At 30.5% G+C, this 23,221-nt stretch carries 21 protein-coding genes and 1 riboswitch; of the genes, 20 read left to right on the top strand and 1 reads right to left on the bottom strand.

Annotation, left to right across the window (positions count from 1 at the left end; translation table 11 throughout):
* Window positions 1-25 precede the first annotated feature (25 nt).
* From COE53_RS20870 to COE53_RS20775, 20 genes are all read left to right on the top strand, one after another.
* Complete coding sequence (locus COE53_RS20870) at window positions 26-1,216, top strand: glycosyltransferase (RefSeq protein WP_069033779.1); 1,191 nt, start codon at window positions 26-28, stop codon at window positions 1,214-1,216.
* 25 nt (window positions 1,217-1,241) lie between these two features.
* On the top strand, window positions 1,242-2,432 hold the full coding sequence (locus COE53_RS20865; protein ID WP_069033780.1) for a glycosyltransferase: 1,191 nt from the start codon (window positions 1,242-1,244) through the stop codon (window positions 2,430-2,432).
* A 67-nt stretch (window positions 2,433-2,499) separates the two neighbouring features.
* Window positions 2,500-3,690 carry a glycosyltransferase gene (locus COE53_RS20860; RefSeq protein ID WP_069033781.1) on the top strand — a complete coding sequence of 397 codons (1,191 nt, stop codon included), beginning with the start codon at window positions 2,500-2,502 and terminating at the stop codon, window positions 3,688-3,690.
* Window positions 3,691-3,705: 15 nt separating this feature from the next.
* Window positions 3,706-4,746, top strand: a complete 1,041-nt coding sequence (locus tag COE53_RS20855) for a glycosyltransferase family 2 protein (protein WP_069033782.1) — start codon at window positions 3,706-3,708, stop codon at window positions 4,744-4,746.
* The gene (locus COE53_RS20850) at window positions 4,743-5,717 is read left to right on the top strand and encodes a glycosyltransferase family 2 protein (RefSeq protein WP_069033783.1); all 975 of its coding nucleotides are present in this window, start codon (window positions 4,743-4,745) and stop codon (window positions 5,715-5,717) included. Before COE53_RS20855 ends, COE53_RS20850 begins: the two co-directional genes overlap by 4 nt.
* Window positions 5,714-6,622, top strand: a complete 909-nt coding sequence (locus tag COE53_RS20845) for an SP_1767 family glycosyltransferase (RefSeq protein WP_069033784.1) — start codon at window positions 5,714-5,716, stop codon at window positions 6,620-6,622. The genes COE53_RS20850 and COE53_RS20845 overlap by 4 nt, the downstream gene beginning before the upstream one ends.
* Window positions 6,623-6,644: 22 nt before the next feature.
* The gene (locus COE53_RS20840; RefSeq protein ID WP_069033785.1) at window positions 6,645-7,625 is read left to right on the top strand and encodes a glycosyltransferase family 2 protein; all 981 of its coding nucleotides are present in this window, start codon (window positions 6,645-6,647) and stop codon (window positions 7,623-7,625) included.
* 36 nt (window positions 7,626-7,661) lie between these two features.
* Window positions 7,662-9,455 carry an ABC transporter ATP-binding protein gene (locus tag COE53_RS20835; protein WP_439097781.1) on the top strand — a complete coding sequence of 598 codons (1,794 nt, stop codon included), beginning with the start codon at window positions 7,662-7,664 and terminating at the stop codon, window positions 9,453-9,455.
* Window positions 9,456-9,500: 45 nt separating this feature from the next.
* A complete protein-coding gene (locus COE53_RS20830) occupies window positions 9,501-10,667 on the top strand; it encodes a polysaccharide deacetylase family protein (RefSeq protein WP_069033787.1) in 1,167 nt (388 codons plus the stop codon).
* Between the two features lie 34 nt (window positions 10,668-10,701).
* Window positions 10,702-11,577 (top strand): 6-hydroxymethylpterin diphosphokinase MptE-like protein, encoded by an 876-nt coding sequence (locus COE53_RS20825; protein WP_069033788.1) that lies wholly within the window; start codon window positions 10,702-10,704, stop codon window positions 11,575-11,577.
* A 213-nt stretch (window positions 11,578-11,790) separates the two neighbouring features.
* The gene (locus COE53_RS20820; RefSeq protein ID WP_069033789.1) at window positions 11,791-12,984 is read left to right on the top strand and encodes a protein kinase family protein; all 1,194 of its coding nucleotides are present in this window, start codon (window positions 11,791-11,793) and stop codon (window positions 12,982-12,984) included.
* Window positions 12,985-13,064: 80 nt separating this feature from the next.
* Window positions 13,065-13,811, top strand: a complete 747-nt coding sequence (locus tag COE53_RS20815) for a 3-deoxy-manno-octulosonate cytidylyltransferase (protein ID WP_069033790.1) — start codon at window positions 13,065-13,067, stop codon at window positions 13,809-13,811.
* Entirely contained in the window at window positions 13,808-15,430 is a 1,623-nt protein-coding gene (locus tag COE53_RS20810) for an aldolase catalytic domain-containing protein (protein ID WP_069033791.1), read from the top strand. The genes COE53_RS20815 and COE53_RS20810 overlap by 4 nt, the downstream gene beginning before the upstream one ends.
* Window positions 15,431-15,442: 12 nt before the next feature.
* Complete coding sequence (locus tag COE53_RS20805; protein ID WP_069033792.1) at window positions 15,443-16,114, top strand: HAD hydrolase-like protein; 672 nt, start codon at window positions 15,443-15,445, stop codon at window positions 16,112-16,114.
* Window positions 16,115-16,172: 58 nt separating this feature from the next.
* The gene (locus COE53_RS20800) at window positions 16,173-17,177 is read left to right on the top strand and encodes a metallophosphoesterase (protein WP_069033793.1); all 1,005 of its coding nucleotides are present in this window, start codon (window positions 16,173-16,175) and stop codon (window positions 17,175-17,177) included.
* 72 nt (window positions 17,178-17,249) lie between these two features.
* A complete protein-coding gene (locus COE53_RS20795) occupies window positions 17,250-18,158 on the top strand; it encodes an LCP family glycopolymer transferase (protein WP_286143768.1) in 909 nt (302 codons plus the stop codon).
* Window positions 18,159-18,695: 537 nt separating this feature from the next.
* Window positions 18,696-19,466 carry a hypothetical protein gene (locus COE53_RS20790; RefSeq protein WP_069033794.1) on the top strand — a complete coding sequence of 257 codons (771 nt, stop codon included), beginning with the start codon at window positions 18,696-18,698 and terminating at the stop codon, window positions 19,464-19,466.
* A gap of 91 nt (window positions 19,467-19,557) precedes the next feature.
* On the top strand, window positions 19,558-20,133 hold the full coding sequence (locus COE53_RS20785) for a hypothetical protein (RefSeq protein WP_069033795.1): 576 nt from the start codon (window positions 19,558-19,560) through the stop codon (window positions 20,131-20,133).
* On the top strand, window positions 20,133-20,705 hold the full coding sequence (gene lepB / locus COE53_RS20780) for a signal peptidase I (RefSeq protein ID WP_069033796.1): 573 nt from the start codon (window positions 20,133-20,135) through the stop codon (window positions 20,703-20,705). The genes COE53_RS20785 and lepB overlap by 1 nt, the downstream gene beginning before the upstream one ends.
* 26 nt (window positions 20,706-20,731) lie before the next feature.
* A complete protein-coding gene (locus tag COE53_RS20775; RefSeq protein WP_069033797.1) occupies window positions 20,732-21,913 on the top strand; it encodes a hypothetical protein in 1,182 nt (393 codons plus the stop codon).
* A 98-nt stretch (window positions 21,914-22,011) separates the two neighbouring features.
* Here the strand turns inward: COE53_RS20775 and COE53_RS20770 are convergent, their stop codons facing one another.
* Window positions 22,012-22,332 (bottom strand): helix-turn-helix domain-containing protein, encoded by a 321-nt coding sequence (locus COE53_RS20770; protein ID WP_069033798.1) that lies wholly within the window; start codon window positions 22,330-22,332, stop codon window positions 22,012-22,014.
* A 235-nt stretch (window positions 22,333-22,567) separates the two neighbouring features.
* A riboswitch (cyclic di-GMP riboswitch) is annotated at window positions 22,568-22,698 on the bottom strand.
* Window positions 22,699-23,221: the final 523 nt, after the last annotated feature.

Here is a 23,221-nt window from a genome sequence, read left to right as displayed (position 1 = left end):
AACCTGTATAAGGGAGGTTTTTCTAGTGAAAAAAAATATACTCTTTGTAATTGATTCCTTACACATAGCAGGAGCGGAAAAAAGTTTAACTACACTATTGAATTTATTAAATCTAGAAGAATACTCCGTTGATCTAATGTTATTTGCACACGGTGGTGAATTCGAGAAGCTTGTTCCTAAGGATGTAAATATTTTACCCCCCCTTAAATACACCAAATTTACTGAGCTAAGTATGACTGACTCAGTTATCAACTCATTAAAGAAATTTAAATTTGATATGCTATTTTCAAGGCTAAAGTATTCCTTTGAAATAAGGAGAAAAAACTATAGTATAGCGGAAGAAGCAAGAATATTTTGGGAAAGTGTTTCCAATGTGATCGAGAAAAATGAAAAAGTATATGATATTGCAATAAGTTATGCACAAGGTATTCCTACTTTTTACGTCGCTGATAAAGTTATAGCAAAGGAAAAATACGCATGGGTAAACGTAAGCTATCATTTAACTGATCATGAAAGGAATTTTCAAGAACCGTTTTATGATCAATATAAAAAAATTGTAGCTGTATCAAATTCTACACGTGAAATCTTCATAAAGACCTTTCCTAGTTGTTCCAGTAAAATGGAGGTTATTTTTGATATAAATAATCCAGAATTTATTAACCAAATGGCATTAAGTGGAGATAGTTATCAAGATAATTTTAATGGCATTAAAATTTTAACGATTGGTAGGTTGGCCCAACAAAAAGGTTATGATCTTGCTTTAGAAGCTTGCAAAAATCTGAAAGAAAAGGGCATTGACTTTAGATGGTATGTATTAGGAATGGGACCGTTACAACAAGAAATTGAAAAGTATATTGAGGATCATCAGTTACATACAAACTTTATCTTGTTAGGGGTAAAATCAAACCCTTATCCATATATAAAAGATGCTGATCTTTATGTTCAAACATCGAAGTTTGAAGGATTTGGTCTTGCAATTGCTGAAGCACGTATGCTAAATATTCCTATAGTTACAACTAGGTTTGACGCAGTTTATAGTCAAATGATTGATGGGAAAAATGGTTTAGTTGTAGATATGACGGCTGAAGGTGTTACAAACGGGATATTGAAATTAATCACGGATAATGAACTGAAAGAGAATATAGTAAAATTCTTGCGAGTGGAGAAAAAAGGCAATGTCGAAGAATTAGAAAAATTTTATGAGTTAATAGGTTAATGTAAGAAGAGAGAGAGTGAAGCCTATGAAAATAAAGATATTATTTATGATAATTAATATGAATATTGGTGGAACTGAAAAAGCACTACTAAATATGTTATCTGAGATGAATGAAGATGAATACGAAATCATTGTACTTATGTTAGAAGAGTTTGGTGGTTTTTTAAATGAATTACCAAGTAATATTCAAATTGAATATGTAAAAGATTACGAAAAAATAAAAGCTTTACTAAATAATCCTCCATTATTCGAAGCTATGGAAATATTAAAAGATGGTAAACCGGTTCGCGCTATTAATTTAATCTTTTATCACTTACTTTCAAAGATTATGAAAGATAGAAGTTCATACTTTAAATATGTATTAAAAGATTATCGCAAATTTGAAAAAGAATATGATATAGCAGTAGCTTATGCAGGTCCAATGGAGTTAATAAGCTATTTTGTTATGCACAAAATAAACGCCAAAAAGAAAGTTCAGTGGATTCATTTTGATGTAACTAAAATTTCTTTTAATAACAAGTTTGCTATAAATCTATATAAGAAGTTTGATCAAATTTTCGTTGTATCAAATGAAGGAAAAGAAAAACTTATAGAGAAGTTATCTGGAATAAAAAACAAAATAAATACATTCGGAAATATTATTTCTTCAAGTTTAATTGAAAAGATGGCGGAAAAAGAGTCAGGATTTGATGAAGATTTTAAAGGAATAAAAATTCTAACAGTTGGAAGACTTTCAATTGAAAAGGGGCAGGATTTAGCAATCAAAGTATTATCGAAGCTAAAGAAAGCTGGATACAATGTTAAATGGTATTGCATTGGAGATGGAGAAGGTAAGGTAGAATATCTCAAATTAATAGATGAGTATAATGTTTCGGAAGACTTTATTTTATTAGGTACGAAAATAAATCCATATCCTTATATGAGGCAATGCGATCTATATGTGCAGCCATCGCGCCACGAAGGATATTGCATTACTCTTTCTGAGGCAAGATGCTTTAATAATCCAATCATTACAACGAATTTTACTGGTGCAAACGAACAGCTCAAAAATCGGGAAACAGGCTTAATTGTTAATTTTGATGTAGAGGAAATGTATAAGGCAGTGAAAGAATTACTAGATAATGAGATTTTAAGAAATGAAATAAAAATAAATTTAAAAAAAGAATCCGTAGATACTACAAAGGAAATAGAGAAGTTGAACTTACTCAATGTATAACAAATTTACCTCATTAGTCATCTAGATAGATATTTTGGTTTTTTAATACTCATTTTTGGGGTGAAATATGAAGAAAAAAGTTTTATTTATGCTTAGTAGTATGAATATAGGCGGTGTGGAGAAATCTCTTCTATCATTATTATCAGTAATTCCAAAAGATAAATATGATATTACGCTCCTACTCTTAGAGAAAAAAGGGGGATTTTTTGGGAATATCCCAGATTGGGTTAATGTAGTAGAAGCTACATGGTTTACCACAATTAAAGATATTATATTACAACCTCCACACAAAACTTTGAAAGATTACTTTCATAATAAGCAATACGTAAAAATGCTATCTTTTTTAAGTAAATACCTAATTTCAAAAAAAACTTCAGATCGAAATATTTATTATCATCATATTTTTAAGGATGTTCCAAAAGATTTAACTTTGTATGATGTAGCTATAGCATATCAAGGTCCTACTGACATCATTGATTATTATATCGCCAACAGAGTAACTGCTAAAAAAAAGGTGTCATGGGTTCACTTCGATGTTTCAAAACATCTAATCAATACGAAATTATATAAAAAGCTTCATAAAAAGTTCGATAAGATCTTTGTTGTTTCAGAGGAAGCAAAGAAAAGGCTAATTGAAAAATTACCACAAGATGTAAATAAAACAGAAGTATTTAAAAATATACTTTCATCAAGTGTCATTAATAATATGTCTTTAGCAGAGGTTGACTTTGATAATAGTTTCATAGGAATAAAAATTTTGACGGTTGGAAGGCTCTCCATGGAAAAGGGTCAAGATATGGCTATAAAGGTATTATCAAAATTAATTGAAAATGGATACAACGTGAGATGGTATTGCATTGGTGAAGGTGAGGATCGCAAGGAGTACGAGGCATTAATTCATAAACTTGGGTTAGAATCCAATTTTATCCTATTAGGTGCAAAACAAAATCCATACCCGTATGTAGCGAATGCTGATCTTTATGTACAAACTTCTAGACACGAAGGTTTCTGTCTTACTTTAGCTGAAGCTAGGTGTTTACATAAACCAATCGTTACTACAAATTTTACAGGTGCAAATGAGCAAATTACTGATAATTACGATGGGTTAATTGTCAAATTTGACCAAGATGAGTTATTTGAAAAAATAACATATTTAATTAATAATCCTGGAAAAAGTGAGGATTTATCTAGAAATCTATTAAACGAAATTGTAGATACTACTTCTGAAATAGATAAGTTATATCAATATATCGGATAAGATGGAGTGAAATTAATGAATCCAAAAATGAGTATTATTGTTCCTGTATATAAAGTAGAACCCTATCTTCATAAGTGTATAAATTCATTATTGGATCAGACGTTTGCTGATTTCGAATTAATTCTAGTTAACGATGGATCACCAGATAAAAGTGGGGAAATTTGTGAACTTTATGCTTCTAAAGATAATAGAATTAAAGTAATTCATAAAGAAAATGGTGGGCAGGCCAGCGCTAGAAACATGGGATTAGATATAGCAAAGGGCGATTATATAGGATTTGTTGATAGTGATGACTATGTTGAAAGTGATATGTTTGAATCATTAATTGAGAATGCAATGAAATTTGAGGCAGATGTTGTTGAGTGCGGCATAAAAATTGTAAATGGAAATAAGGTAGAACAAATTCAAAATAATAATCAAGTTGAAATTGGTGATAATATATTCGCTTTAAAAGGACTATTAAACAATGGATACAGGAATTCAGTTTGTAATAAGTTGTACAAAAAAGAAATCTTTGATGATCTTAGATTTCCAAATAAGTTATATGAAGATGGCTTTTTAGCATTTAAAATATATTATTTGGTAAAGAAATACGTATTTATTGGTACAAGTAAATATTATTACGTACAAAGAAACGAGAGTACAATGTCAAAACAAGAAAAATTCACTTTAAGGAACTTAGATGGCTTAGAGTGTGACGAAGAGAGATTTCATTTTATACGGGAACGAGTTAGTGAACAATCATTACTTACTTTATCAGAATCTTATTTTTTTACTCGTATTTTATTTTTTTATCAAAAACTACTTAACAATAAAGAAATTGATCCAAATAAGAAATATAGAAATGATTTAAAAAACAAAATCTTAATAAGTTACCGAGAATTTTTAGTAAATCCAAATTTAAAGAAATTTTATCCTATAGTTAAGACTTCGAAGTTAAATATTAACAAGTTTAACTTTATATTTACGAATTATATGTGGGGATTAAATTACCTTTTAAGAACATACTCTAATATTCGTAAAATATTAATAATGGAAAGGATAGTGAACAAATGAATCCCAAAATAAGTATTATTGTTCCTGTGTATAAAGTAGAGCCATATATACATAAATGTGTGGATTCAATCTTAGTTCAAACGCTAACTGACTTTGAACTTATCCTTGTCGATGATGGATCACCCGATCAGTGCGGAATAATATGCGATGAGTATGCTAAAAAGGATAATCGAATAAAAGTAATTCATAAGAAAAATGGCGGGCAAGCAAGTGCTAGAAATGCTGCTTTAAACATTGCTAAAGGCGATTATATAGGATTTGTAGATAGTGATGACTGGATTGAACCGGATATGTATGAACTACTTTATAATATTTGTATTGAGAATGACTGTGATATTGCAAACTGTACGAGTATCGTTCATTATAACGACAAAACAATCGTAAATGGATCAGAGCCATTAACAATTCATAATCGAAGTCAAGCAATGAAGGCATTATTTGAAGGTGCACTATATGATGAAGTTGTTTGGTCGAAATTAATGAAAAGAAAGCTTTTGGAAAACCTTAGATTTCCAGAAGGGATTATGTATGAGGATACTGCATTTACTTATAAAGTAATTAATGAGAGTGAAAAAGTATGCTATATAGGTGAACCAAAATATCACTATATTAAGCGTGAAAATAGCACAATGGATCTGGCAGTAAAGAATAAAAGTATTGATGCAGTACTGATTTACGACGACATCTATCGTTATGTAAGTCAATACTATCCGGAACTAAAACCAATCATAACATTAAAACTGGCTAATAATGCTATGGCTGTTTTAAACACAATATCACTAGATCCAAATCATATTGTATATCAAAATGAATACAAAAAAGTAACCGAGATTTTAAACAATTACTTCACCGAAACAATCAAACTAAAAGAGTATGTTACAAATGTAAAAATATTATTATTTGCAACACGCATTCACCCTATTTTGTATAAGTTAATAATTAATTTCCTATCAAGGAGAAAAAGAGGATGAGCATATACCGAAAAATGTATGTGTTAGGTTCGAAAATAAAAATAAGAAGTATTGAACAGATTACCACCCTATTTAATGGAATGGTTTTTTTATTTTCTAGACAACCTTCTATAAAAACAACCGATGAAAGTTTAAGCCTAATTGTTCAAAATAAATGTTCTATAAGTAGGTATGGCGATGGTGAATTCAATTTAATGAACGGAAAAAGCTTAAGATTTCAGCCATATTCAGAGGAGTTAAGCCTGAGATTAAGGGAAATTATCAAAAGTAATCAAGAAAATCATGAAGTCTTTATTCCAAATGTTTTTAAAAGTGTTGACTGGTGTACAGACAAATCAAGAAATTATTGGACCCGTTACTTAAATTTAAATCGATATAAGATCTATAAACTACTACAAAAGAACAAGGTCTATTATGATTCATTGGTCACTCGCCTTTATATAGACTATAAGGATAAAAGTCAGGCTGAGTTTAGGTTTAAGACTTTTAAAAAGCTGTGGCATCAAAAAGAGGTCATTATGATCGAAGGCGAGCAAAGTAGACTAGGGATTGGAAATAATTTGTTCGATAATACCAAATCAATAAAAAGAATTTTATGTCCAGCTACCGACGCATTTGCAAAGTATGATCAAATATTTGAAGAGGTAATAAAACACGATAAGTCAAAACTAGTATTAATTGCTCTTGGACCTACAGCTACGGTATTAGCTTATGACTTGGCTAACTATGGCTATCATGCAATTGATATTGGCCATATTGATATCGAATATGAATGGTTTTTAAATAAAGCTGTAGAAAAGGAAGCAATTAAAAATAAATATGTAGGTGAAGTTCCCGAAGGTACTGATGTTCATGGAATCAATGACATTAAGTATGAGGAAGAAATTATCTCTAGAATATCGTAATTTTAGAATAGGGTGACATTGAATGGCTTGTGAAATTTCAATAATCGTTCCTGTATATAAGGTAGAAAATTATCTTAATAAATGTATCGATTCAATACTAGGGCAGACATTTAAGGATTTTGAACTAATACTAGTAAATGATGGATCGCCTGATAATTGTCCGAAAATCTGTGATGACTATGCGTCCACCGATCAACGAGTAAAAGTGATTCATAAAGAAAATGGTGGTTTATCATCAGCGAGGAATGCTGGTCTTAAAATAGCAAAAGGAAAGTATATTGCATTTGTGGATAGCGATGATTTCATCCATTTAAAAATGTATGAAGTCTTGCATAGTAATGCAAAGCAATATTCATCAGATATTGTGATTTGTGACTATTTAAAAGTAAATGAAGGAGATGTACTCAACTCAGATGAACCTAATCTTCGATATAAAGAAGAACATTATACGAACATAGAAGCTTTAAACGAATTATACGGAAATAAAGGAGTCAAATTTGTCGTTGTTTGGAATAAATTGTTCAAAAAACACTTGTTTGACAATTTAGAGTTTGAAGAAAACAAAATCCACGAAGATGAATTTATCGCTCATCAATTACTTTATAAAAGCTCGAAGATAACATACATACCTATACAATTACACTTTTATTTACAAAGAAAAAATAGCATTACACAGGCCGAATTTTGTATTAAACATCTAGACTTTATTAAAGCATATAAAGAAAGAGTCAACTTTTTTATGACAATAAATCAGTTTGATCTACAAAAAAAAGCTGAGTATAGTTATATACCATTATTTTTTAGGTATTATTACAAAGCAAAAAATGAAGTACCTAATAGTAGAGAAGAGTTAAAAAGATTAAAATCAGAATTCTGCTTTAGTCTTTTTTCATTTATAAAAAATCCATACTTTATAAAAAAAGAAAAAATAGGTTGGTTTATTTTTGTGATCAATACGAGCTTATTTGATAGTTTAGTTCAAAAAAGACTAAGAAACTTTTAAAAAATTAGTTTACTAGTCTTATTTATTTTTAAAAGGGTGATAAATTTGAAGTCTTCATTAAGTAAATTACTAATGCTTTTTAATAAAAAAGAAAAGAATAAACTTTTAATATTATTTCTCATGATGATAGCTGCAGCAGTATTTGAAACGATTGGAATAGGAGCAATCTTCCCTTTTGTAGGGATATTAACCGATCCAAAAGTAATCAAAGAACAAGCTATTTTATCATTTATTTATAAATTTCTTCATTTTCAATCGGTAAACGGATTCATCGTATTTGCAGGTATAGCACTACTTGCAGTATTTTTTATTAAAAATATATACTTACTAATATTTAACCATTTACAAGTACGTGTCATTTTAAACCAACAAGTTAGATTATCAAGAAACTTGTTTAAAGAATATTTAACGAAACCATATATATTTCATTTAGAAAGAAACACATCAGAATTACTTCGCAATATAAATACAGAAATTACTAAAGTATTTCAAGGAATCATCATTTCGGGTTTTCAGTTATTAACAGAAATTCTTGTTACTTCATTTATATTAGTTTTGTTAATTATTACTGCTCCTTTAGCAACAATAATTGCTTCGACTTTACTGGGTGGAAGTGTATTCCTATTTTTTAGGTATTTTCGTAAAAAGATTAGTCGCTTAGGTACTGAACAACAAGAAGTAAATGCTGCTATGATTAAATGGGTAAATCAGGGATTAGGTGCTAGTAAAGAAGTTAAGGTATCGGGTAAAGAAGACTTCTTTGTAAATGCTTTTACTAATCAAAGTCAAAAAAGTGCAGGAAATAGTAGACAATTAAATATATTAAATCAAGTTCCAAGATATTTTATTGAAACAACTATGGTAACAATCGTACTAATCACGATGTTAATAATTGTCTTTAAGGGTAGTAATACTACAAGTCTAGTTTCAACTATGGCACTCTTTGCTATGGCAGCATTTCGTTTAATGCCTTCAATTACCCGTATTGTAGGGTTTATAACTGCGATACGTTATTCAGAACCTGCGTTATCAATCATTTATGAAGATTTATTCCTAAATAAAGATCACCTCATAAATATTGACGATCAAATTAGCAAGGAAAATTCAAAAGTGGTTGATCATAATGATAGAGTTTTCACTCAATCCATTAAATTGAACAATATTTCCTTTAAATATCCTAATCAGAGAGACTTTTCAGTTAAGGATGTATCTTTAACTATTCCAATTGGTCAGTCTGTGGCATTTATTGGTGAATCCGGTGCTGGTAAAACAACACTAGTTGATATCATATTAGGGTTATTCCATCCCGAAAATGGTGAAATCTTAATTGATGGGAATGATTTAAACAATCAAAGAGAACTGTGGAAACAAAAAATTGGTTATATTCCCCAATCAATTTTCCTATCAGATGATACAATTCGAGGAAATATTGCATTTGGATTAGATGAGGACCAAATTGATGAGAGTGCAGTGTGGAGAGCGCTAGAGCAAGCTCAATTAAAGGAATTTGTGAAATTACTTCCTGAACAATTAAACACAACAGTAGGTGAAAGAGGAGTAAGGCTTTCAGGTGGACAACGCCAACGTATTGGAATTGCTAGGGCATTATACCACAATCCAGAAATAATTTTTATGGATGAAGCAACATCTGCACTGGATAATGAAACAGAAAAAGAAATTATGAAAGCGATCGATGGCTTAAAGGGAGAAAAAACTTTAATTATTATTGCGCATCGTCTGAGTACAATTGAAAACTGTGATATTGTTTTCAAATTGAATAAAGGTAGATTAGTAACAGTTGACCATAAATTAAAGCACTCGGTTATTTAATAATGGAAAATATCTAATTTAAACTATTATTAAAGGAGGTACGTGATGTTTAGGAGAGGATTAGAAAAAATAAAAAATAAAGTGGCTGAAACTTGGTATTGGCATGGATTTTATGGGAATTTAATTAGGGAGATGGAAAAGAAAATAGTTCCAAGAGACGAAAAGAATGAAGTTCCTTTCGTAAATAAACCTGGGATTGCATTTTCGTTTGATGACAGTTTTAGAGTAGGACATTGGTATAAATATGGTATGGATTTATTTGGGTATTATGATGTGAAAGTAACATTTAATATTAATGCCTTTCACCAATTTGAGGGTGGAAGGGAACATAATCAAAAGGAAATAGATCAGTTACTAGAATTACAAGCAAATGGTCATGAACTTGCTCACCATAGCTTAAAACACCAAAATGCTAAATCATATATTAATGAATATGGTTTAGCAAAATGGGTTGAAGATGAAATAGAATCATTGTTTAAATGGATGGACAAACACTCTCATTCTAAAACAAAGGAAAAGTTTAAATTACCAGTAACCCATGCATTCCCTTTTGCAGCATATAATGATGAAATGATAAACGAGATCGTCCCGAAGTACTTTAAAGTTGTAAGGGGACATTCATCTACTAATCATTTAACACCTTTCAACCATGCTGGATTTGCACCTGCCGTTTGTATAGACAGTATATTTTTAAAGAATAAAAAGTATATAAAAAGGATTTTGAGGGTTGTTAAGAAAACTGGGCTAAATTTAATTTTAATGTCACATTCTACATTACCAGAAGATGTAAAGTGGGAAGATTTTGGATGGGGAGAAGAATCAGACCTTGCTGGAACGTGGAGAACTTCAACAAAATTAATCGAAGAAATTATAAAAGAAGCTAAAGCGCTAGGGTTTGAATTCTATACTACTGCTGAATTAGCTGGAATTGCCACTTTTATAGATAAAAACTTAGAAAGGTGTATCAGACAGCATCTTCATAATCCAAATGTAAAATGGATAACTATTTCTGAATTGAGCTCGATAAAGGAAATAGATTTAAGCGGTCAAAATATTTCAAATTTAGACGGTTTACAATATCTAACTAATTTGGAGAAAGTTAACCTATACGATAATAGTATTGTGGATTATAGGCTATTAGACAGACTTAGTAAGTTAAAAGAAATAAAAATTAATAATGACCATATCGAATCTAAGACAGGGACATATTAACAAACTAATTAAATAAAAAAGGGAATGGGGAACTATGACAATAAAAAAGATCTTAAAAAGTAATAAGGTCACATTGTACTTTTATGATTTTATTAGAAATATTCGATATACTTTTATTCCTATGATTAGACCGGTCATTATACCAAATATTATGTTTAGTATTAATAAATTTTTAAGAGTGAATTGTATTAATAGAAAAAGTCATTTCGAAAAATTAAAAGACATAAAGAATAAACATCTAGGTGAAAGGTGCTTTATTGTAGCAACGGGACCAAGCTTGAAAATTGAAGATTTGGAAAAACTTCGTGGCGAAATTACTTTTAGTATGAATTCAATTTGCCTCGCATTTGACGAAACAGACTGGAGACCAACATATTATGGGATTCAGTGTATTGGAAATTATCTTAGGTTTGAAGAAGATATTAAAAATTTGGATTCAGAATGTAAATTCATTGGTGAACCTATTTTAAAAAGAGCGGAGATCCCAGAAGAATATTATGTTTATCCAATGAACATGTTAAATCATTATTGGCTGCATACGGAGTATAATACAAAGTTTAGCGACGATGCATTTGCAGTAGTGTATGATGGTTATTCAATAGCTTATTCACTTATACAAATTGCAGTTTATATGGGATTTAAAGAAATCTATTTGCTTGGCGCAGATTGCAACTATTCTAGTGATCTAAATCATCATTTTAAAAATTACGATTGCTTTGATCCCACTTATTCAGTTGCCGGAATAAAAATGATTCATGCGTATAGTGTGGCAAAGAAATATGCGGATTCAAATAATATTAAAATCTTTAACGCTACTAGAGGAGGAATGCTGGAGATATTTGAAAGAGTTGATTTAGATGATGTTATAGCGAACAATAAAAGAGAAAAATCTTTACAACCTTTATCATAATTTAATATCCTAAAACACTTAAAAAGTATTATAATCAAATAAAAAATGAAAGGCGTTTAATAAGATGAAAATTTTTGAAATAAGATGTTCTTAATTAAGAAAATAACATTCTCATTAGACTTCTTAATACATTTTTTTAGTGTTTGTTCAAAAGTTGTTTCCAAATATTAAAAATCATTTACTTACAACAATATACAATAGAGGGAGATTTACATGGAGGAGTTTAGATATATTTATGTAGATAATTTTTTATATAGTTCGCTCTACATTAATCTAGATCAGAGTTTAATTAGTCTTATATACTTCCTATTTTTCAAAGGTAAACCTTTTGGTTTTCTTGAGAGGAAGACAAAAATTCATATTATTAATTTGTGTCTTCCGATTGTTAGACTTATTCGCGTATTGCAATTTACTTATTTATATAAAAGAAAAAAGAACTTAAATAAAAAGTCTCCTGATTTATTTCCGACTCTATCATCAGTATATTGTGGGCACTGTCTCATTTTAGGAGGTCAAGGTGAATACAAAATAATAAATTTTAGAAAGAAATATGTTACAACTGTATACCCTAATGATTTTCCAAAGAGTGTGATGGAGAATAGGTTTTATAAACTAAAAGAAGCACAAAATTGCAAATTATCACCTAAACTACTAGATTGGGAACTTAATAGTAGGTTTATGAAGGAAAGTTATTTAAATTTAAAGCCAGTATCTTTCAAATTAAATGATATAAAGCATGTTTATTTAGAAACTCTACCTATTTTAAAGGAGATTTTATTAAGTAAAGGTCATCAAAATATATTCTTAGGTCAACATATTCAAAATGTTTCAAAGAGGATTGAGCAATTATTGAGTCCTTTTCTAAATCATAATGTTAGTTTAGTAAATAATATAAAAATTATTTCAGATTTTATTTCGGTAATACATCAAGAGCTGAACAAAGTTGTCTCCCAATCAGAAATTGTTTTAGGATTTTCACATGGAGATTTTTGGGAAGGTAATATTTTGAAAAGTGGGAAAAAATCTAGGGTAATAGATTGGAATACTTTAGAAATCAGAAGTGCTTTTTTTGATTTTTACTTTATTACATTTGATAAAGTTTCTAGTATAAATGAGGAAAATCTTTACGAAGTAAGTAGGGAAATTGAAAATGCTTATCAGACTTTTATTCGCAATTATTTAGAGAATCATTTTATAAATTCTAAGTTAGCAGCAGTTCTAGTACAGCATTCAGAATTATATAGATATATATTTTACTTAGAATTTATTACACAAAGGTTAGTGGAAAATCCTTTAGGGGAGCAAAAATATTTTAAGTATTTAGCGGATAGAATCAAATTTTTTCAAGTGTTTGAAAGTAAAATATACGAAAATAAATTTAATAATTATTTAGTTGAAAATATTTAGGATGAATTTTATTAGTGAATGTTCTTTTAAATGAACAAATCTTTTTAATATATAAGATGATATCAGGAGGAAGATAATTTATGAAAATCATTGGTGTTATTCCAGCTAGATATAATTCGTCAAGATTCCCAGGCAAGCCTTTAGCAGATATTTGTGGAAAACCAATGATTTGGTGGGTTCATGAACGATTAAAGGGATTAGAGGGACTAAATGAGGTATATGTCGCAACAGATGATTTACGAATTAAAGAAGTTTGTGAAAGCTACGGAATAAAAACGATTATGACTTCTGAAAATCATAAAACACATCTTGATCGTCTATACGAGGTTTCTACATTAATAGATGCAGATTTTTATATTAATGTAAACGGAGATGAACCTTTAATAGAAACTGAAGCGATTAGTAGAATTCTACCTAATGGGGTTGACCCTAATTCCTTATATGTATCAAATTTAATGACAGAATTAAAAAATCCTTTAGAAGCTGTGGACTTCTCCAAAATAAAAATTGCAACAGATGTATTTGGATATGGATTATATTTAGCCCGAAGCCCAATTCCTTACCCAAAGGGGACATACGATTTTTATTATAAAAAGTTTGTTGGGGTACAATGTTTCACAAAAAGTGCATTGGAGTTTTGTTATTCAGCACCAAGAGGCCCTTTGGAAGCAGCCGAAGACATTGATGAGTTTAGATTTATTGAGAATGGCCAAAAGATAAAATTTGTGGAAGCAAATGTGACGACTCTTTCCGTGGATACTCCAAAAGATTTAGATAAAGTGCGAGATATTATAAAAGATCGTTTAGAAAGCGTGGTATTTGAGTGAACAATATAAAGCTACTCGACTGTACTTTACGCGATGGTGGATACATCAATGATTGGAACTTTGGTAAGAGGACGGTTAAAAAAGTAATTGAAAAGTTGACACAATCTAGTATAGACATTATTGAATGTGGATTTCTTAGGGATGTGGATTATGATAATGACACTACAATTTTCAATGATATTGAAAACATCAAAGAACTGATTCAGCCAAAAAATAAAGATACTATTTACGTAGCTATGATTGATCAACCATTCATCTCAATCGATAAAATAAAAGTATATGATGGTACTTCAATCGATGGAATACGATTAACGTTCCATGATAATGAAAAAGAAATTACTGAAGCATTAGAATATGGAAAAATGTTAATTGAAAAAGGGTATAAAGTGTTTATTCAACCAGTTGGTACTACAAGCTACACTGATGCAAATCTGTTAGCTTTGATCGAAAAAGTTAATGAGCTAAAACCATATGCATTTTACTTAGTAGATACACTTGGAATTATGTACAAAAATAATTTACTAAGAATGTACCATCTACTAGATCATAATCTTGATAAAACAATTAACATCGGATTCCATTCTCATAATAATTTACAATTATCTTTTTCAAATGCCCAAGAATTGTTAACGCTGCATACTAAAAGAAAGATAATAATAGATTCTTCGGTATTTGGTATGGGAAGAGGAGCAGGAAATTTATGCACGGAGCTAATTTCTGAGTACATCAATGAAAATATTGAGGAAAAATATAAAATAGTACCGTTATTGGAAATTGTAGATGAACATTTGAGTAGATTTTTTAATGAGCCCAAATGGGGTTATTCCGTTCCCTATTTTATAGCGGCAATCAATAATTGTCACCCTAACTATGCATCCTATTTAATGAATAAACAGACGATTTCTGTTAAGTCAATCAATACAATATTGAGGCAAATCCCGAACAAAAAACGTGATATCTTTGATGAAAATTATATTGAAGATTTATACATAAGTCATCAAATGCAATTGGTAGATGATACAGAAAATTTGAAGAGATTAAGGAAGCTAATTGGTAATAAAAAAGTACTTATTGTAGCACCAGGTAAATCAATCAAAAAAGAAATAGAAAATATTAAAACGTTTATAAACGAAGAAGATCCATTTATTATTAGCATAAATTTTTTACCAAGTGCTTTTAACTGTAACGCCATTTTTATTAGCAATAGTAAGAGATTTAAGAGTATGGAAGATGTAATAAAAGATTTATCATTTGCAACAACTTTAATAACAACATCTAATATTACAAACTTAAAAGTCGATTCATCAATAGTCGTTAATTATTCTGATTTACTGCTAGAAAACTCCTTAATTTCAGATAACGCAGGATTAATGGCTATTAATTTATTAAATCATTTATTTATTGATCATGTATATCTTGCTGGATTTGATGGATTCAGTCTAAACAAGGCTAAAAACTATTATTCAACAGATTTAATTAACCATATTGAAATGGTCGAGCTTGTTAAGAAGAATGAAGAAATAAAAAATTACTTAGCCAATGTAGAAAAGAATATGGGAATTCACTATGTAACGTCGACGATTTATAAAGATGTTCATTTGTATAGTAAGACATATTAAAGCGGAGGGCATATGAAATATTCTACAATCATTTTTGACTTAGATGGAACATTATTAGATACAGCCCAAGGAATCATGATTGGCGCGAATCATACTGCAATTCTAATGGGGGCACCTGAATTAACAGTTCAACAGCAGAGACGATTTATTGGTCCACCACCCGTCGAATCATTTATGCGAGAGTGCGGTTTTAATGAAGAAAAGGCAAGAGAAGCTGTAAAAATATATCGAAGTAGATATAAAGAAAAGGGTAAATTTGAGGCTAAGCAATATAGCTATATAAAAGAGTTACTATTTTCATTAAAAGAGAAAAAATGTAATACGGCAGTTGCAACGCTAAAGAGGGATGATTTAGCAAAAGAAATATTGGAAAATTTCGAATTGAGTAAGCACTTTGATGTTATTTTCGGGGTCGATGATGCCGATACGCTTAGTAAATCAGATTTAATTTTAATGTGCTTAGAAGAGATAGGGCAAAATGATTTGTCGAAGGTAGTATTGATCGGCGATAGCATGCATGATGCAATTGGTGCAGAGAAAGTGGGAATTGATTTTATTGCCGTGACGTATGGTTACGGATTTGAAAGTAAAGTTGACGCGGATAAATGCAAGAATGTTTATGTAACTGAAAGTGTTGAGGAGCTCTTTGATTTTTTTGAATTAAAGCAGAAGATCAAGTATTAATTTCATATAAACGGTTTATCAATACTTTGTATAAAAAGTGGATAATGGAGCGGTTACTTTGAAAAATAGATTAGCAAAAGTAGTTGCAGGGTTAATCATATTATTTATCTTTGCACTAGTAATTTATATAATTTGGGATAATAACCGAATTACAATAGCAAAACAAGATGTCTTAGTAGACCACTTACCAAAAGAATTTGAGGGATATAAAATTCTTCAAATTTCAGACTTGCATAGTAAAGAGTTTGGTAAAAATCAAAGTCGCTTGTTAAAATCCATTAACTCCACCGATTATGACGCCATTGTTTTTACTGGTGATATGATTCTTAAAAGCCAAAGTACTAATATTAAGCCTTTTTATCAATTATTAGAAGGAATACAAAACAAAGAGAATGCCATTTATATACCTGGAAATGAAGATCCAGAGGCATATTATGTAAATTCAAAAGATGTATTAGTAAAAAGTAAGTTCATAAAAGGTATTGAAAAACGTGGTGTCAAATTCTTGGAATCTATTTATTCAGTCAAAAAAAACAATTCCACAATTAACTTCGTTGACTTTGAAACGTCAATCCTGAACGCTTCTCAAAGTGATAAACAAACAAATGGAATCTTCTTACCTGAATATGTACAAACCAAGCAGTATATTGAGCACCGTAAATCATTAATTAAAGAGATGTCCGGTATTAATCAATTAAAAAAGAATGATGTCTTAATTGCGCTTAATCACTATCCTATAGTTGACGCGAGAATTGATAGTCTTTTAAATGATGCAAGTCTGAAGTTTAGAGATCGGAAATACGATTTGATTATTGCTGGACATTATCATGGAGGACAAATTCGTTTACCCTTTATAGGAGCACCATTCGTACCAGAGGGATGGTATAAGTGGGGTGGTCTGTTTCCTCCACAAAACCGCGTTAAAGGTCTTTGGGAGTACAAACATACTAAACAATATGTGAGTACAGGTCTTGGAAGTAGCAATTTTATTCGGTTCCTAAAGTTTCGTTTATTTAACCCTCCTGAAATCAATGTTTTAACATTAAAACAAAAAATTAATTAACAAGACGTTGAAACATATTTTCTTAAATATTGTTTAACTACACTTTAATTTTTACTAAAAGGAGCAATATCCGTGAGCTGGAAAAAAATAATGTTGCGCATTGGAATTGTTTTGACCGTACTGGTATCTATAGCTGGGGCTACTGGATTTTATATTTATCATGAAGTAACGAAAACAACGAGCGTTATCTATCACCCAATAGAAAAGACGGAAAAAAGGGTTGAACCCGTCAGCGTTAAAGAAAAAAATCCATTCTCTGTTTTACTCCTAGGGGTAGACAAACGACCAGGTGACCAGGGGCGATCTGATTCGCTAATGGTTATAACCGTAAATCCTACAAAACATACGACGAAAATTATTAGTATTCCACGTGATACTCGTACTGAAATAGTAGGGAAAAATCGTACTGATAAGATTAATCATGCATTTGCATTCGGTGGTATACAAATGAGTGTAAACACTGTGGAGAAATTTTTAAACATACCTATTGATTACTATTTAGAAGTCAATATGGAGGGGTTTAAAGGCATTGTAGATGCAATTGGTGGAGTAGAGGTTATGAATACACTAGACTTTACAAATGACGGTTATCACTTTAAAAAGGGATTATTGTCTCTAAATGGAGAAAAGGCGTTAAGTTTCTCGCGAATGCGTTACGAGGATCCACAAGGTGATTTTGGACGAGAAGCAAGACAACGTCAAATCATTCAAGAAGTAATTAACAAAGGAACAAAAATTAAAAGTTTAGTGGGTTATAAGGATATATTAAATTCGATTAGTAAAAACCTAGAAACTAATTTAACCCTAGATGAAATGTTTGATATTCAGAAAAGCTATCGAGGTGCCACTGATAGTATTGAACAACAGCAACTAGAAGGAAATGGGAAAATGATCAAGGGAATCTACTATTATTTAGTACCGGAAGAAAATCGTTTAGCACTTTCAAATGAACTACGCGATCAGTTAGGATTAACACAATAGCGTGAATTTTTATGAAGAGAAAGAACCCCGATTTGGTAAATAGTTTAACTATATACCAAATCGGGGTTTTTTTGCTTTGTTCAAGATAAGATCTCTAATCTAAAAGGAAAGACTACTCCTCCCATTTATCCCCTGAGGTTTCTACAAATTTCTACATATTAATATTTGTTTGTAAATCCGAACGCTACTATAGACCTAGTACATATTCCTGGTTTTTCCATTAAAATATGAAAAAAAATAGAGAATCAACAGTATTTACGTTTAATCATTTCCGTATTTTATGTATAAAAAGAACTAGTTAACAGTGTGATAGTTAGTATAGTTCTGTTTTTACAACAACAATAAACAAATAAATACATTATTCTTCAATAAGTGATTAAAAAAAATAATAACATTGTCGTTTTTTATCAAAATAGCACTTTTTATAAAGATTCAACTCAATTGTTAGATTATTTAGTCTTTTGTATAGTTAAATTGTATACGTTCTCATAGGAGAACAAAATACAAACTATATACAATTTAGGGAGAGAGAAAGAGATGAAAAAGGTTAAGAGTAAAGTTGTAATAGGGATTGTATCCGCTGGTTTAGTTATTTCTGGAGGAATCGCATTCGCAAGTACTAACGCAGGGGAGTTATTAACAAACTGGGCTAATTCGAAAACTTCTGATGCAAAAACAGAGCTATCTTCATCATACAAACCAAAATATGATTCTTCAGTTGCAGATATGAAAACTAACGTAAATAATTACAAAGTTAATGCTGCAAACACGATTGAATCAGTAGGAGACGCTCAAACAAAATTGGCAAATCAACAAATTAGTGCGGCTTTAAATGAGCATATTACTGCAATTTCTCAAGCTATGGCTGCTTTAAACATGAGCATTCCTGCTGATTTTGCTAATTATGTTTCAACAACAAATGGTAAAACAACATCTGATTTAAATGCATTAGCAGATACATTAAATAGTAGCTTTAACGCACAGCTTTCAGCGGTTGCTAAAAGTGCGGATTCAAAACTTCAATCTAATTTAAATTCTTCTCGCACAACAGCTGTGAACACTTTAACGCAAAAAATTCAAGATGCTAAAGCTGAAATTACTACACTAATTAATACTCAAGCATCTGATTCTGAAAAAGCTGTTTTAGAGCACTTATCTTCTGAAATTGATCGTATTGAAGCTTCATTAAAAACTGAAATTGACACGCAAAAAGAAGCAGCATTTAAAACTTTAGAAGATACACAATCAAAAACTACTAATGATGCTATTAAAGATATGCAAGATTTAGTGGACGCTATTAATAAATAAGATAATTTACATTATTAGTAGTAAACATGACTTTTAAATTCATAAAATTAAAGAGTTTGTTTTTTTTCATGTAGTCATTAGGAGGTAAATTATGCAGAATCATACTGAAAAAACAGAAAAACAAACATGGGTCTCTAAAAAATTTAAAAAGCTTTTAATTGGATCTGTTACGTTAAGTGGTGGTTTACTCGTTGCAACGACGTTTTCATTTGCCGATACAAATTTACCTGCAGCGATGACTGCATGGACAAGCCAACAAACTAAACAAGCAAGTGATTATATTATTGGAATGACCGAAGCAGAGTCTATTAAGCAAAAAGCACGCTTAATTCAAGAGGTGCAAGAAAAAGCTAAAGAATCTGCTGATGAAATACAAGAATATGCGACACAAAAAAGCTTAGAATCTCAAGCGGAGCTTCAAGAGTATGGAGATCAATTGATTAAACAAATTGATAGTAAGAACGAAAAAGATGTACAAGAAGCAAAAGCGAGAATTGATAAAATTATACAGAACGCTCAGGAACAAGCAAAAGAAGAAATGAAACAGCAGGTTCCTAAGGTGAACTCAAATAATGGGAATAAATCCAACGAAACATCTGACTCCAAAAATGATGATTTACAAAATACAAACAGCCAAGATCAGTCTAGCGGGGAAGGACAACAGTAATGAATGCTTCAAAAATTGAAGAACAAAAAACGGTGGAAGATAAAAACGTACAAACTTTTAGTCAGTCATTATTTGAATGGTTGAGGTTCTTTCTAATTTTAAGTATTCTTTTAGTTATTTTACTAAACACAGTTGGACTTACAAAAGTTAGTGGATTTTCAATGTACCCTACTTTAAACGATGGGGATGTAGTCTTTGTGAATAAATTAGCGCGTTTTACTCATGATCCTGAACTTGGAGATGTTGCGATTATGAAATTAAGAGCAGAAGGATTTGATGTTGTAAAACGAATAATTGGAGTTCCTGGGGACACAGTTTTTATAAAAAATGGAATTATTTATGTGAATAACCAACCGGTTCAAGAAATCTCTACAAATGGAACTTCTGAAGATATGGATAAAATAACGGTTCCTAAAAACAAGATATTTGTTGTTGGTGATAATCGAGAGCCGGGAATAAGCTTCGATAGTCGAAGTAAAGATTTTGGATTTATACCTATTAATGACATTAAAGGTTATGTACTTGTTTCAATTTTACCTATTCATAAAATAGCAAAACCACTTAAAGTGTAATCTGTCTAATGGAGGCACGAAAGAAAATGGAAAAAAAATCAATGAAAAAGAAAATTGCAGTTGGAATACTGGCTGCTGGAATCTTAACATCTTCTAGTTTGGCGTTTGCATCTACTAATGCCGGGGAGTTATTTACAAATTATGCAGCTCAATTATTAAATGATGCGAAGTCAACGGTTAGTAGCACATTAGGTTCAAAAACTTCAGATATGATTGGGGCATTAAAGAATAAATTAAATGCATATGCTTCTGATACAGAAAACGGCGTTAATAATAAACAAGGCGAGTTAGAACAAGCTGGTGTTAATAAAATTAACAGTCAGTCAGATGAGCATATTAAAGCAATCAACAATGCTTTACCTGGAATTAATCAAAATACTACAGACCAATTTTCGCAGCTAGTAGCACAATTAAATGCTCAAATTACTGCTGGAGTTGAAGGTGAAGTTAACGGGTTAAAACCTGACTTTAGTTCACAAGTTTCAAATGGGCAACAAAAAATTACTGCTGAACAAGCTAAGGCGCTTGATGATTTAGAAGACGCTATAAATGCTGCAAAAGTAACTTTAGGACAACTAATTGATGAGCAAAAAAAATCGACTGATGCAACTGTAAAAACATATTTATCAGATGAAATAAAAAGAGTAACAAATATTATTAACGCTGCAACAGATCAATTAGAGCTTAAGAAAGCAACAGCTCTAGCTAATAAAGCTACATCTATTAAAAATGATACACTTAATGATTTAGATTCTTTAGCTAGTGGATTATATACTCCCCAAAATAGTTTTCTAGCAGACTTTGAAAGTGCAAGTTCACCATTTTCAATTGCTGGTGATTGGGGAAGAATTAATTCAAAAGTAGATGGGAAAACTGACTATTATTTAATTAGCAATAACATTCCTAATAATAGTTCTTCTACTGCTGAAGTAACAATTAATGTACCAGATAATGCCTATAACGCATTCCTATCTTTTGATTATTTAGTACTTTCTCAACTAGATAAAGATATCTTAACGATTTCATTAGATGGCAATGTACTAGTTAGTGAATCAGGTACAGATAACCATTGGACAAATAAAAAACTTACTATTCAACCAGGTAAACATGTGTTAAAACTTACTTATGCTAAGGATAAATCTGGCAGCTCTAGTAAAGATGCTGGTTATATCGATAACATTTCTCTAAAGTATGATTTACGTAAATAAAAAATAAGAAGGGCGCTCTTCATTTTGAAGTGCGCCCTTCTTATTTTTGTGTGAAAAAAAATCTTCAAATTAAAATGGAAACATTTTAATTCGAAGGTTTATTTGCCTTGCTTATACTTATTAAACTCAATAAATTTTAATAATTCATCTTTTGGTATACCTGAATTAATTGCTTCTTGAAGGATTTCCATCCATTCAGAATCAATAATTTTTGTTGGATCAATATCATCTTTCAGGAGGCTTTCTGCCGTTGTATTGAAGACGCCAGCAATTTTTTCAAGTACTTGAATTGAAGGATTGCTTTGTAGATTTCGTTCAATCGAACTTATGTAAGATTTTGCGATACCAGCACGTTCTGCAAGCTCTGTAAGTGACATTCCATGTTGTAAACGTAGTTTTTTAATTCGTTCTCCAATCATATAAGCTACTCCATATCTTTTTGACTATTACAAAAAGTATATCATAGTAGGGAGTAGTTATCCTAGTTTTGACATGAATCTTTAACGCAATTGTAAAGAAATGATCGCACTTCATCAGGACTTATGCCTACTTCAATGCACTCTAGAAGTAAGTCGATCCAGTTTAATTCGGCAGAATGTTTTTCCAATTGACTGTACATGGATAATAGCCTCCTAAAATTAAGGTATAAAATACCTAGGTAACCCTGCTATCTTAGTCCGTTTGATAATAAAAAAATACAGTGAACTAGTTCTTTTTAACTGTATTTACAACTAAGATCAGTGGCTTTGCGTCCCAATCTCTCAATTGGTTTGCCTTTTTCTAGAGAGAGTTCTGGTTGATTTATTACAATTTTTAAAAAATTTATATAACAATTATATAATGAATCCAATACATAGTTTGTAGTAATTTGTAGTTTCAAAAAAAACAATAATATTAATAATATTTCAATTATATTAAAAACATTAGATAAATCAAGGTGTTTTTTTACATTTGAAATAAAAGGAAAAATTTTAAGGAAAAACATTTCGACATATACAAAAAAAATGTCGAAATACCAAAAAAACACTGGAAAAACTTAGTAATTTTAGAATAATATTCTAGAGTAGGCCAAAATGGAAGATTACGTTAAAAAATGTATGAAGTTCTACTTAAAATGGCATAGTTCTGAAATTTGTAAAAGTAGGAGGAAAGTAATGGTTTATTTGGATTTGATTGGAATTTGGATAGATAAACTTAAACTAAAAAATAAAGTAACCAATAAATAGATTACTTTCATGTTGCTGAAAACAACCTTGTCAATTAAATTACCAAATTATCGTAAAAGGAGTAGAGTGATGTTGATTTCCA

The sequence above is a fragment of the Bacillus sp. AFS029533 genome (assembly GCF_002585125.1).
Taxonomy (GTDB): Bacteria; Bacillota; Bacilli; order Bacillales; family Bacillaceae_G; genus Gottfriedia; species Gottfriedia luciferensis_B.
The sequence above is the reverse complement of the archived record's forward strand: the minus strand, read 5'-3'. Positions and strand labels throughout refer to the sequence as shown.

Bases quoted from the DNA above. Each gene is read 5' to 3' on its own strand.
- COE53_RS20845 (WP_069033784.1), top strand. From the start codon at position 5,714: ATGAGCATATACCGAAAAATGTATGTGTTAGGTTCGAAAATAAAAATA.
- COE53_RS20770 (WP_069033798.1), bottom strand. From the start codon at position 22,332: ATGATTGGAGAACGAATTAAAAAACTACGTTTACAACATGGAATGTCA.
- COE53_RS20820 (WP_069033789.1), top strand. From the start codon at position 11,791: ATGGAGGAGTTTAGATATATTTATGTAGATAATTTTTTATATAGTTCG.
- lepB (WP_069033796.1), top strand. From the start codon at position 20,133: ATGAATGCTTCAAAAATTGAAGAACAAAAAACGGTGGAAGATAAAAAC.
- COE53_RS20865 (WP_069033780.1), top strand. From the start codon at position 1,242: ATGAAAATAAAGATATTATTTATGATAATTAATATGAATATTGGTGGA.
- COE53_RS20830 (WP_069033787.1), top strand. From the start codon at position 9,501: ATGTTTAGGAGAGGATTAGAAAAAATAAAAAATAAAGTGGCTGAAACT.
- COE53_RS20855 (WP_069033782.1), top strand. From the start codon at position 3,706: ATGAATCCAAAAATGAGTATTATTGTTCCTGTATATAAAGTAGAACCC.
- COE53_RS20850 (WP_069033783.1), top strand. From the start codon at position 4,743: ATGAATCCCAAAATAAGTATTATTGTTCCTGTGTATAAAGTAGAGCCA.
- COE53_RS20775 (WP_069033797.1), top strand. From the start codon at position 20,732: ATGGAAAAAAAATCAATGAAAAAGAAAATTGCAGTTGGAATACTGGCT.
- COE53_RS20805 (WP_069033792.1), top strand. From the start codon at position 15,443: ATGAAATATTCTACAATCATTTTTGACTTAGATGGAACATTATTAGAT.
- COE53_RS20815 (WP_069033790.1), top strand. From the start codon at position 13,065: ATGAAAATCATTGGTGTTATTCCAGCTAGATATAATTCGTCAAGATTC.
- COE53_RS20840 (WP_069033785.1), top strand. From the start codon at position 6,645: ATGGCTTGTGAAATTTCAATAATCGTTCCTGTATATAAGGTAGAAAAT.
- COE53_RS20825 (WP_069033788.1), top strand. From the start codon at position 10,702: ATGACAATAAAAAAGATCTTAAAAAGTAATAAGGTCACATTGTACTTT.
- COE53_RS20860 (WP_069033781.1), top strand. From the start codon at position 2,500: ATGAAGAAAAAAGTTTTATTTATGCTTAGTAGTATGAATATAGGCGGT.
- COE53_RS20785 (WP_069033795.1), top strand. From the start codon at position 19,558: ATGCAGAATCATACTGAAAAAACAGAAAAACAAACATGGGTCTCTAAA.
- COE53_RS20790 (WP_069033794.1), top strand. From the start codon at position 18,696: ATGAAAAAGGTTAAGAGTAAAGTTGTAATAGGGATTGTATCCGCTGGT.